The 10,809-nt window shown below is 68.0% G+C and carries 9 protein-coding genes and 1 pseudogene; 5 read left to right on the top strand and 5 right to left on the bottom strand.

The window, feature by feature from the left end:
• From ACESLR_RS09540 to ACESLR_RS09525, 4 genes are all read right to left on the bottom strand, one after another.
• Nucleotides 1-255, bottom strand: a 255-nt coding sequence (locus ACESLR_RS09540; protein WP_373023995.1) for a hypothetical protein, incomplete at its 3' end; no start/stop codon positions are given.
• 17 nt (nucleotides 256-272) lie between these two features.
• Complete coding sequence (locus tag ACESLR_RS09535) at nucleotides 273-1,679, bottom strand: cryptochrome/photolyase family protein (protein ID WP_373054454.1); 1,407 nt, start codon at nucleotides 1,677-1,679, stop codon at nucleotides 273-275.
• Complete coding sequence (locus tag ACESLR_RS09530) at nucleotides 1,679-3,247, bottom strand: cryptochrome/photolyase family protein (RefSeq protein WP_373067085.1); 1,569 nt, start codon at nucleotides 3,245-3,247, stop codon at nucleotides 1,679-1,681. Before ACESLR_RS09530 ends, ACESLR_RS09535 begins: the two co-directional genes overlap by 1 nt.
• Nucleotides 3,248-3,271: 24 nt before the next feature.
• Nucleotides 3,272-4,273 (bottom strand): MerR family transcriptional regulator, encoded by a 1,002-nt coding sequence (locus ACESLR_RS09525; RefSeq protein WP_373023992.1) that lies wholly within the window; start codon nucleotides 4,271-4,273, stop codon nucleotides 3,272-3,274.
• 130 nt (nucleotides 4,274-4,403) lie between these two features.
• Here ACESLR_RS09525 and ACESLR_RS09520 point away from each other — a divergent pair, with 130 nt between their 5' ends.
• Both ACESLR_RS09520 and ACESLR_RS09515 read left to right on the top strand, forming a co-directional pair.
• On the top strand, nucleotides 4,404-6,293 hold the full coding sequence (locus tag ACESLR_RS09520) for a thioredoxin domain-containing protein (RefSeq protein ID WP_373054452.1): 1,890 nt from the start codon (nucleotides 4,404-4,406) through the stop codon (nucleotides 6,291-6,293).
• Between the two features lie 411 nt (nucleotides 6,294-6,704).
• Nucleotides 6,705-8,030 (top strand): DUF3422 family protein, encoded by a 1,326-nt coding sequence (locus tag ACESLR_RS09515; protein ID WP_373023990.1) that lies wholly within the window; start codon nucleotides 6,705-6,707, stop codon nucleotides 8,028-8,030.
• Between the two features lie 30 nt (nucleotides 8,031-8,060).
• Here the strand turns inward: ACESLR_RS09515 and ACESLR_RS09510 are convergent, their stop codons facing one another.
• Nucleotides 8,061-8,873, bottom strand: a complete 813-nt coding sequence (locus ACESLR_RS09510) for an inositol monophosphatase family protein (protein ID WP_373023989.1) — start codon at nucleotides 8,871-8,873, stop codon at nucleotides 8,061-8,063.
• A 148-nt stretch (nucleotides 8,874-9,021) separates the two neighbouring features.
• Between ACESLR_RS09510 and ACESLR_RS09505 the strand changes: the two genes are divergently transcribed.
• The 3 genes and pseudogenes from ACESLR_RS09505 to ACESLR_RS09495 form a co-directional block, all read left to right on the top strand.
• Nucleotides 9,022-9,768 (top strand): RNA methyltransferase, encoded by a 747-nt coding sequence (locus tag ACESLR_RS09505; RefSeq protein WP_373023988.1) that lies wholly within the window; start codon nucleotides 9,022-9,024, stop codon nucleotides 9,766-9,768.
• Nucleotides 9,769-9,825: 57 nt separating this feature from the next.
• The gene (cysE, locus tag ACESLR_RS09500; RefSeq protein ID WP_373023987.1) at nucleotides 9,826-10,653 is read left to right on the top strand and encodes a serine O-acetyltransferase; all 828 of its coding nucleotides are present in this window, start codon (nucleotides 9,826-9,828) and stop codon (nucleotides 10,651-10,653) included.
• Nucleotides 10,654-10,711: 58 nt separating this feature from the next.
• Nucleotides 10,712-10,809, top strand: a pseudogene (locus tag ACESLR_RS09495) (Rrf2 family transcriptional regulator); the annotation flags it as partial.

Raw genomic sequence — 10,809 nt, 5'->3', positions numbered from 1 at the left:
GTGGTGGCCGTGGTGCAGGTATTCCACGCCGTCGAGGCTCTGGATTTCGATCTCGCGTACGGGGATGAAGCGTGCGGAGCCCGGGCTCACGATCTCCTCGGTGACGCGGACGCGGTAGGGGGCCTCGTGGTTCAGTAGCTGACCGACAAAGCGTTGCCCTTCGTGGGTCACGCGTACCGGCGTGGTCTCGTCGTAGCGGCTGAAGTTGTAGCTCACGCCCTTCGGGTATTTCAGGTTCTGTTCGGAAAAGGTCATGGTTGGGCCTGTTGCAGTCAGTGGTCTTTTACGGCCTGAAAGGCTTCGAGTGCGGCCTGGCGGCTGGCTTTCAGGTCCACGATCGGATCTGGATAGCCGCGGGCGCCGCCGGCACCTGGTGCGTGAATATACCGCGTTTCGACATCCTGGAGCACGGGGACGAAGCGACGAACAAAGGTCCCGTCCGGATCGTGGCGTTCGCCCTGGGTTCGCGGGTTGAAGATGCGAAAGTAGGGCGCTGCGTCGGCGCCGCAGCCGCCGGCCCATTGCCAGCCGAGGGTGTTGGCGGCGAGGTCGGCGTCCACCAGGGTATCCCAAAACCAGCGGGCTCCATGCCGCCAGTGTAGCCGCAGGTTCTTGGTCAGGAAGGATCCGACCACCATGCGCAGACGGTTGTGCATCCAGCCGGTTTCCCATAACTGGCGCATCGCCGCGTCGACGATCGGGAGCCCGGTCTCGCCGTGCTGCCAGGCCTGCAGGTCCTGTCGGGCTTCGCGCCAGGGGAAGGCCTCGAAGCGCGGGTTCAGCGGTTGTTCCGGCGTGTGCGGGAAGTGGTAGAGCACGTGATGGGCGAAGTCGCGCCAGCCCAGTTCGCGTACGAAGGCCGCGGGCCCGCCGCTATCCGGGTGCAGGCCGGCCTCGCGCAGCGCGCGCAGGATCCGGCGCGGCGAGATCTCGCCGAAGTGCAGGTGCGGCGACAGCCGCGAGGTACCGTCGTGGTCCGGACGGTCGCGTTCGACCGCGTAATCGCGTACGGCGTTATCCAGGAACCGCGCCAGGTGGTCGCCGGCCGCCGTCTCGCCCGGGGTCCAGGCGGCGTGCAGGCCGGCGGTCCAGTCGATGGCGGGCAGGAGTTCGAGGTGTTCGGGCAGCAGGCTGTCCGGCCAATTTCCGGGTGGTGCGAGGGTGGCGGGCGCGGGCAGCGGGTCGCGGTCGATGCCGCGCTTGAGGCCGGCCTTCCAGAACGGGGTGAAGACCCTGTAGGGCCGACCCTGGCCGGTCTCGACCTCCCAGGGCTCGATCAGCAGGTGGGCATTGAAGCTGTGCACCTCGAGGCCATCGGCGCGCAGCCCGGCCTTGATTTCCGGATCGCGCAGGACGAAGGCGGGGTCGTACAGGCGGTTCCAGTAGACGGCGCTGGCGCCGGTCTCGCGCACAAGGCTTCGCAGTGTCTCGAGGCTGGGGCCGGCGCGCAGGGTCAGGCGGGAGCCCTGCGTGCGCAGGTCACGCTCCAGGACCTGGAGGCTGTGGTGCAACCACCAGTTGGAGGCGGCGCCCGGCTGCCATGGGGCCTCTTCCTCCGGGGCATGGATGAATACCGGGATGACCGAACCCCCGCGCTCGCAGGCGGCGTGCAACGCGGGCTGGTCGGCCAGGCGCAGGTCGCGACGCAGCCAGACAAGGGTGGGGCCAGGGTTCGGCATCAGATGCGGTCTCCCCGGGCGAGTGCATTGCGGATGTGGTCGGCACGGTCGCGGATCGCCTGCAGGCGTTCGGGATCCATCTTTTCGACGTGCTTCCATTGCAGCGCGGTGCGCGGATGACGGGCGAAACGGTTGCGGTGGTGATCGAGGAAGTCCCAGTACAGCGTGGTGAAAGGGCAGGCGTTCTCGCCGAGGGCTTCCGCGGGGTCGAACGGGCAGTGCCGGCAGTAGTTGCTCATGCGCTGGATGTAGCGCCCGGTGGCCACGTAGGGCTTGGACGCCATGCGGCCGCCGTCTGCGTACTGCGACATGCCGATGACGTTGGGGAGCTCCACCCACTCCACGGCATCGACGTAGATGCCCAGGTACCAGGCGTGGATCTCGGCGGGGCGCACGCCGAGGAGCTGGGCGAACAGCCCGGTGACCATGAGGCGCTGGATATGGTGTGCGTACCCGAGTTTCAGCGTCTGGCCCACGGCCTGGTGGAGACAGTGCATGGAGGTGTCGGCATCCCAGTAGAGGGCCGGCAGCGGCTGGTCTGCCGCCAGGGCGTTCCACTCGTGCCAGGACTCGCCAAAATGGAAGTACAGCCCGCGCACATACTCGCGCCAGCCGAGGATCTGGCGGATGAAGCCCTCCACCGCGGGGAGCGGCGCGTGACCGTCGCGCCAGGCCTGCTCGGCCGCGTCGATCACGCTGCGCGGGTGGATCAGGTGCAGGTTCAGCGCGGCGGACAGGCGGGCGTGGTAGAGCCAGGGCCGGTCGGTCCACATCGCGTCCTGAAAGGTGCCGAACGCGGGCAGGCGGTGCTGGATAAAGTCGTCGAGCGCCTGCTGCGCCTGTTGCGGGGTCACCGGCCAGTCAAAGTCATCGGCGCGGCCCGGAAGGTCCGGGAGGTGCCGCGTGATGTCCTCCAGGCACTCGCGGGTGAGCGCGTCGGGCGGGAAACCCACGGGCTGGGGCACCGGGCCCGGGCCGTCCCGCCCGAAGTGTCCGCGGTTATCGGCGTCGAAATTCCATTGCCCGCCCGCCGGCTCGTCGCCGTTCATCAGCACGTCCTGGGCCGCGCGTTGTTCCCGGTAGAAGTACTCCATGCGCAGCTGCTTGCGCCCTGCGGCCCAGGTCCGAAAGGTCTCCAGCGGGACCAGGAAATGTGGGTCGTCCAGTACCTCCAGCGGGACGGCCCGGTCGGTACAGGCCCGTTTCAGCTGGGCCAGGACGCGGTGCTCCCCCGGCTGTAGGACCCGCACCTGCCGCGGCTGGAGCGGGTCGAGATCCGCAAGCAGGGCGTCGCCCAGGGTCTGTTCTGTATGTTTTCCCAGACGGCGGTAGGAGACGGTCAGGCCCTCGTCCCGGCGCTGCGCGGCGAAGTGGCGCATGGCCGACAGGAACAGCAGGGTGCGGGCAACGTGTGACGGGACGTGCCGGGATTCTTCATTGACCTCGGCCATCCAGATACCGTCCTGCTCGGGGTTCAGATGCTGCAGGCCCGGGTGGTCCGGAGCGAGTTGGTCGCCGAGCACGACCAGGAGGGTGCGCACAGTCGCGGGCGAGGTGGACGGGGCCACGGAGCCGGGGAACAGTCGGGACGGCTACTGGGGCAGGTGCCGCGAGAGCCGCGCCGCGGCTTCCAGGGGCGGCCCGGGCAGAACCTCGATCTCGCGGCCGTGTTCGCACTTCGAAAGCTCCAAAGCCGCCGAGCCCGCAAGGTAGCAGGGCGGACCAGCCTGCTTGAGGATGGCCTCCACCCGGGGGAGTTCGGGGCTGCGCATCACTTGCGAGGAGCCATGGATGATCAGCGCCGGGGCGTTGAGGCGGCGCATCAGGGTCTCCAGGCCCTCAGGACTGGTGGCGTCGAACAGGGGCAGGGTTTTCAGGCCGCGGCGGGCACAGGCGAGCTGTAGCAACATGCCGCCGACCTGCTGGTGACCGCCGCCCAGCACCAGGCAGGGGTAGGCGGGGTCATCGCAGGCCCGGGTCGCGGTGCGCAACTGGTCGGCGAAGGCCGCAGTGGCCCAGGCCGCGAAGATGGCCAGGCGGACTTCGCCTTCCGCATCGTGCCGGGACTCCTCGCGCAGGCGGCGGTAAACCTCGAGGAAGGCGCTTTCGTGGACGCCGTCCCAGCCGTGGCGCATGACCTGCCGGGTGTAGGCGCGATCCAGTTCTCCGACATCCAGGTCCGTGACCGAGGCATACAGGGCCTCGGCGAGAGGATCCATGGTGTGGGGGGCGATCCCGGGGCGGGCACTCGAGCGCCGTCGAGGCCGCGTGGTGTTCTCCGGGGCTTTCCCGGTCTCGCTCGGCTCGGGCCTGGAGGCCGGTTCGTCATCCAGGACCCGATGGACCTGGGACACGGGTATGCCCTGTTCCAGCAGCTCCATGATCCGCTTGATCCGCGCGATGTCACCGACGCTGTAGAGCCGGTGTCCCTTGGGTGTGCGCATCGGGCGAATCAGCCCGTAGCGACGCTCCCAGGCACGCAGCGTCACGTCGTTGATACCCGTCTCCGCGCACACGTGCCGGATCGGGTACAGGCCTTCTTCGTCTTGGGGTTCGATGTGCGTCGCGCTCGCCATGAAGAAATTGTACGACATTTATACAGCGCATGTACAAGCGGCAGAATCGGTGATGCGATCCACGGCGCCCCGGGGATTCGAATGAACCTTCCCGGTCTGCGCGTCCCAAAAGGGTAGCAACCTTTTTTCGTTGTTGCTGGAGGCTGGCATGTTTGCAACGCTCGGAGATCGCTGGACCCGACTGATGGCCCCGCTGCTGCTGGCTGCGCTGGCGGCTCCGGGCAGCCTCCAGGCCAATCCGGAGATGGCCGACAGCATTTCGCCCTATCTGCGCCTGCACGTGGATGACCCGGTTCAGTGGCGTGCCTGGGATCCGGCCCTGCTCGAGATGGCGAAGGAGGAGCAGCGCCCGCTGTTGATCTCCAGTGGCTATTATTCCTGTTACTACTGCCACGTGATGCAGGAGGAGAGCTTCAGGGATGAAGGCATCGCCGAGCGGCTGAACGAGCATTTCATCCCGGTGAAGGTGGATCGCGAGGTCGATGGCGCACTGGACAGCTACCTGCTGGAGTTCCAGCGCGCCACCGCCGGCAGTGCGGGCTGGCCGCTCAACGTGGTGGTCACGCCCGACGGACACGCGCTGACCGGCGTGGTCTATGCCCCGCGCGAGCAGTTCGCCGAGTTCCTCGACGGCATTACCCGGCGCCTGGAGACGGACTATGACCAGTTGGCGGACCTCGCCCGGCGCGGGAGCGAGGAGCTGACCCAGCGGTTGCGCGAGGGCGAGGAGCCACTGTCGGAAAGCCGTGCCGGACGTCTGCCGCAGGTGCTGTGGGACCGCCTGGAGCGCGAGGCGGACGATCTGCAGGGCGGCTTCGGCAGCTCCACCAAGTTCCCGCATGCGCCTTACCTGCATGCCATGCTGGAGGCCGAGCAGGCCGGTGTGGCCCCCGACTGGGTTGCCGAATTCCTGCAGATCACCCTGGACGAGATGGCGCACTCTGGCCTGCGCGACGTGCTGGGGGGCGGTTTCTTCCGCTATTCCGAGTCGCCGGACTGGAACGAGCCGCATTTCGAGGTGATGCTGGAGGATCAGGCCCAGCTGGCGTTGGTCTACCTGCGTGCCGGCGACCATTTCGGCCGCGGGGACTGGGTCGAGCTGGGACTGGAAAATCTCGATTTCGTCAAGCGTGACATGGCGCTGCGCGAGGACGAGACCGGCGACCGGGCCCAGACCGCCGAGGACGGGTTCCGCGGGTTCGCGTCGAGCCTGTCGGCGGTCGACGAGGAGGGGCGCGAGGGCGGTGCCTATCTGTGGCCCGAGGCCGATCTCGAGGCCGCGCTGGCGGACCATGACCACCCCGATCTGGTGCGCGCCTGGTTCGGTATGGAGGGGAGCGCGGTGTTCGATCTCGGCTACCTGCCACGGCGCGGCGCCGGGGTCGAGGCCCTGGCGGAGCGTTTTGACCTGGACGAGGCGGCGGTGCGCGAACACGTGGCCGCCGGGCGCGAGGCGCTGATCCGGGCCCGCGAGGCGCGCGGCCTGCCGCGCGACGAGAAGGTCCTGACCGGGGCCCACGGTCTGCTGCTTTCCGCGCTGGCGGAGGGGGTGCAGCACGACGAGCGCTTCCGCGAGGCCGGAACGGCGGTAAGCGCCTGGCTGCGGGAAGCCGCCTCCGACCCGGAGGAACTGCCCGCGCTGATGGGCCTGCCCGCCGAGCAGGCGGGGACCGCCACGTTGAACGATTACGCCTTTGTTGCGCGCGGCCTGCGCGACTGGAAGGCCGCCACGGGCGAGGGCGAGCAGGCCCCGGCACTGGCGTTGCTGGAGGTTGCCTGGGAGCGCTTCCGCGACGACGACGGCTTCCGCTCTGAGCCGGAGCCGCCGCTGCCGGGGATGATCTCGCAGCGCTTCCATCCCGCGGTGCACCGTCCCTCGCCGACAACCCTGATCTTCCGTCTCAGCGAGGCGTGGGCCGGGGCCAGCGAGACGGTGGATGCGGCGTTCGCCAAATACGACCTGCGCCCGGGGCGTGCCATCGAAAACGATCCCGAACACCACGCCCGCCTGATCCTCTGGCTGCAGGAGCGCGATTAGGCAAACACCGATTCATGTACCCCTTGGCCGGGGTACCCGGGGTTTTCCGAGATCCGGCGTCTCACGCCGCGGGTCGCGGTCGACCCGCGGCGTGCCGCAGGATTGGGGACAAATGGGGCGTCCACCCCCATTCGGGGCTCGTTCGCCCGTTGTGGCTGAAAGCAGGCCTCCTGACCGCGTTGCGGCCCGCCTTTGCAGCTCGACTACACTGCACTCAGCGGGCCTGGTCAGCACGTCACGGCAGATCGAGGGCGAATGAGTGTGTGAATCCGTCTTTTCCGCTGGGGCGAGGCCCCGACTGGCGCGGCACTCCGCTCGGCAGGATTTCCTGACCGTGCGTATCCCCTTCCGCCAACGCGGCCTGTCCGGCCTGTCCGGCCTGCTGGCAACTGTCTATAGGCTGAATCCGTCATGAAAGAGAGTCCGTCCTTGCCCCCCAGCCACCCCCTGCGGGAGGCGGTTCACGACGAGGTCCACGCGCGCTTCTACGAGCCGCTGGACGCGCCTGCCAGGGCATCATGGCTGGCCCTGTTGTCGCCCCGTGCCTCCATCGGACGCGAGCGCGAGCTGGTGGCTTCGCTCTGCCGTCGCTTTGGCCGGGAAGAACCGCTCACGGAGAAGAATTTCGTTGCCTGTGATCTGGGGGCGTTCCGCCTGCGCTGGGAACGCCACAACGAGTTTTCCACGTGGTCGTTCTTCGTAACTGGTGAAGCGGGCCGCGATCCGTTCGCCGATCCGGCGATCAACCGCGTGCCGGCGGACTGGCTGGGCGAACTGCCGGGGAGCACCATCGCCGCGATCCATCTGGCGCTGGAGTCGCGGGACATGCCGGAGCGGTCCTTCGAGGAGCTGGAGGCCGTATTCGCGCCGCACGCCTTCGTCGGCAACGGCGTGGCCGGCGGTGATGGTCTGGTGTGGACGGATTTCCGGGTCCACGAAGACGGGTTCTCCCGTTTCCTGGTGCGCGACATCGATCTCACCCGGCGGGAGGCCGGGCGCATTGCCCAGCGCCTGTTCGAGTTGGAGACCTACCGCTTGCTGGCCCTGCTGGCGCTCCCACTGGTCCGCGAGCTGATGCCGGAACTCGACGAGCTCGAGAGTCGCCTCAACGACATCAACGACGAGATGGCGGGCATCACCGAGCAGTACGCCGCGTCCGAACGCGAGGAGCAGCTACTGGCGGTGCTCTCGGACCTTGCATCCGATGTCGAGCGCTTGAGCAGCTATGCCGGCAGCCGCTTTCACGCATCCCGCGCCTATGCCGCTCTGGTCAACAAGGGTGCCGAGGAGTTGAGGACCGTGCGCATGCCGGGGCTGCAGACGCTGTGCGAGTACCTCGGCTGGCGTATGGATCCGGCGATGGGTACCTGTGCGTCGCAGGCGGAACGGCTGGAGGTGTTGTCCACCCGCGTCCACCGCACCGGAGCATTGTTGCGCACCCGGGTGGACGTGACACTGGAGCGGCAGAACCGCGACCTGCTGGGCTCGATGAACCGGCGTGCCGACCTGCAGTTGCGCCTGCAGCGCACGGTGGAGGGGCTTTCGGTGGTCGTGATCAGCTATTACCTGGTCAGCCTGATGGCCTACCTGTTACGTGGGCTGGACGAGGCGGTCGCGTTGCCGTTCCCGGTGAACGTGGCCATCGGGATGGCGGTGCCGGTCGTGTTCGCGGGGGTGTGGCTCTCCCTGAGGTCGATGCGCACACGCATCGAGCGCAAGGTCGGGCGTGGGGCCTGACACCTGCAACCCGGGCGTGGTGCGAGGGCTTCAGGCGTCGGTGCGGCTGCTGGCTTCCTTTTCCGCCTTGTTCAGGCGCTGGAGCATGGCCTTGAGGACCTTCGGGTTGCCGGCAACGACGTCGCCGCGGCGCATCACGTCCGGGTTGCCCTGCCAGTCGCTGACCACGCCGCCGGCTTCCTGCACCAGCAGCAGGCCTGCGGCCATGTCCCAGGGCTGCAGGCCCATTTCCCAGAAGCCGTCGAAGCGCCCGCAGGCCACCCAGGCCAGATCCAGTGCGGCCGATCCGGGGCGGCGTACCCCGGCGGTGCCGGGGATCAGCTGACGCAGGCTGCTCAGGTAGCGTTCCAGGTCCTGGCCTTCGCGGAACGGGATGCCGGTGCCCAGGAGCGCACCGTTGAGGTCCTTGCGTTCGGAGACCCGGATGCGGCGACTGTTGAGGAAGGCGCCGGCCCCGCGCGTGGCGGTAAACAGCTCTTCCTTCAGCGGGTCGTAGACCACCGCCTGCTCCAGCCGGCCCTTGTGTTTGAGGGCGATGGAGATGCCGTACTGCGGGATCTCGCGAAGGTAGTTGGTGGTGCCGTCCAGCGGGTCGATGATCCACACAAAGTCGGGGTCGCTGCCGCTTTGCTCGCCGCCTTCCTCGGCCATGATCGAGTGGTCGGGATAGGCGCGGCGCAGGGTCTGCACGATGGCCTGTTCGGCGGACAAGTCCACGTCCGAAACCCAGTCGTTGCGGGCCTTCTCGCGGGTGTTCATGCGATCCGGCCGTCCCCAGGCGCGGGTGGTGATGCGTCCGGCCTCGCGGGCCGCCGATACCGCCGTGTTCAGCATGGGGTGCATGGGGGTCTCCTGGTGTTCTGCGGGGTGTCCGGCGGGCCTCTCTGGCAAGCCGCGGGAAGGCCGCGAACAATACACAAGCGGCTCTTTTTTGGGAAGTCGCGGGTGCCCGTGTGTACAATCCGTGGCCTTTAACGAGGGGGTTGCACAAATGGAAGAACGCCTGGGCCGGGCGCGGGTCGTGCTGGTGGGCACGACGCATCCGGGCAATATCGGCTCGGCCGCACGCGCGATGAAGGCCATGGGGATCACCGATCTGGTGCTGGTGGCGCCGGAAAAATTCCCGCATGCCGACGCGACGGCGCTGGCCTCGGGGGCGGATGACCTGCTGGCCCGGGCACGGGTGGTGGAAGATCTCGCCACCGCCGTTGCCGACTGCGTGTGGGTGGTGGGCACCAGCGCGCGGCTGCGTACCCACTCGGTGCCGGTCCTGGGGCCCGACGTCGCGGCCGGGCAGGTACTCGCGCATGCATCGGCAGGGCCGGTGGCCCTGGTCTTCGGCCGCGAGCACAGTGGCCTGACCAACACCGAGCTGGATCACTGCAATGCCTTCGTGCAGATCCCGACGGTGCCGGATTTCAGTTCCCTGAATCTGGCCGGCAGCGTCCAGGTGATGACCTACGCGCTGCGCATGGCGGCGCTGGGTAGCCCGGAACCCACCGCGCCACCCGCCGCGAGCGCGGACGAGGCCGAGCGCGACCCGCTGGCGACCCAGGCGGAGATGGAAGGCTTGTTCCGGCATTTCGAACAGGCCCTGACGGCCATCGAGGTCCTCGACCCGGACAATCCGCGCAACCTGATGCGGCGGTTGCGGCATCTCTACCTGCGCGCCGGGCTGAGCGCCAGCGAGGTGCGCATGCTGCGGGGTATATTGACGCACACCGAAAGGGGCCGCTGAGGCCGTGTGCGGGCTGCGTGATAACCTAGTGAAATACTCGGGATTTGAGGCCGGTTGATGTTTGACAGGATGCGCGAGGACATTCGCTGCGTGTTTGACCGCGACCCGGCGGCACGCAACGCTTTCGAGGTGCTGACCGCGTACCCCGGCCTGCATGCGTTGTGGTACCACCGCATCGCGCACTGGTTCTGGGCGCACCGCCTGCGCTGGCTGGCACGCGTAATCGGCAACTTCAGCCGCTGGGTCACCGGGATCGAGATCCATCCCGGCGCGACCATCGGGCGGCGTTTCTTCATCGACCATGGCATGGGCGTCGTGATCGGCGAGACCGCCGAGGTCGGCGACGACTGCACGATCTACCACCAGGTGACCCTGGGCGGCACGACGTGGGAGGGCGGCAAGCGTCACCCGACGCTCGGCAACGAGGTGGTCATCGGGGCGGGCGCCAAGCTGCTCGGTCCGATCCATGTGGGGAACCATGCGCGCATCGGCTCCAACGCAGTCGTCCTGAAGGATGTGCCGGCGGATGCGACGGCGGTGGGAATCCCCGCCCGGGTGATCGGCCCGCGCCGGGAACCGGACCCGGGTTTCCAGCAGATGGCGGATCGCATGGGCTTCGACGCCTACGGCCTGTCGCGCGACATGCCGGACCCGGTGGCGAACGCCATTCATCGCATCGTGCAGCGTGTGCACGACCTGGACGAACGGATGGAGCAGGCCTGCCAGGCGCTCAAGCGTGCCGGCATCGACCCGGGGGAGGCCCTGGGCGAGGACGAATCCGGCCCGCTGGAGGCCTGCGATCTCGAGGGTCTGGAACCGGACGAATGCGAAGTGCCAGTGAGCACGGCGAGCGAACAAGAACGTAAACAGCAGGGGAATACTTGATCGTTTTGGTCGGGTATTGCTAAGCTTGCCTGCAAATGACCGACAAGTGCACTCAACCATGAAACTGACGACCAAAGGCCGCTACGCCGTGACCGCCATGCTGGACGTGGCGATGCATACCCGCAACGGGCCGGTATCCCTGGCCGAAGTGGCGCG

The organism is Thioalkalivibrio sp. (assembly GCF_041685615.1).
Lineage (GTDB): Bacteria > Pseudomonadota > Gammaproteobacteria > Ectothiorhodospirales > Ectothiorhodospiraceae > Thioalkalivibrio.
The sequence above is the reverse complement of the archived record's forward strand: the minus strand, read 5'-3'. Positions and strand labels throughout refer to the sequence as shown.

Bases quoted from the DNA above. Each gene is read 5' to 3' on its own strand.
- ACESLR_RS09520 (WP_373054452.1), top strand. From the start codon at position 4,404: ATGTTTGCAACGCTCGGAGATCGCTGGACCCGACTGATGGCCCCGCTG.
- cysE (WP_373023987.1), top strand. From the start codon at position 9,826: ATGTTTGACAGGATGCGCGAGGACATTCGCTGCGTGTTTGACCGCGAC.
- ACESLR_RS09515 (WP_373023990.1), top strand. From the start codon at position 6,705: ATGAAAGAGAGTCCGTCCTTGCCCCCCAGCCACCCCCTGCGGGAGGCG.
- ACESLR_RS09505 (WP_373023988.1), top strand. From the start codon at position 9,022: ATGGAAGAACGCCTGGGCCGGGCGCGGGTCGTGCTGGTGGGCACGACG.
- ACESLR_RS09510 (WP_373023989.1), bottom strand. From the start codon at position 8,873: ATGCACCCCATGCTGAACACGGCGGTATCGGCGGCCCGCGAGGCCGGA.
- ACESLR_RS09525 (WP_373023992.1), bottom strand. From the start codon at position 4,273: ATGTCGTACAATTTCTTCATGGCGAGCGCGACGCACATCGAACCCCAA.
- ACESLR_RS09535 (WP_373054454.1), bottom strand. From the start codon at position 1,679: ATGCCGAACCCTGGCCCCACCCTTGTCTGGCTGCGTCGCGACCTGCGC.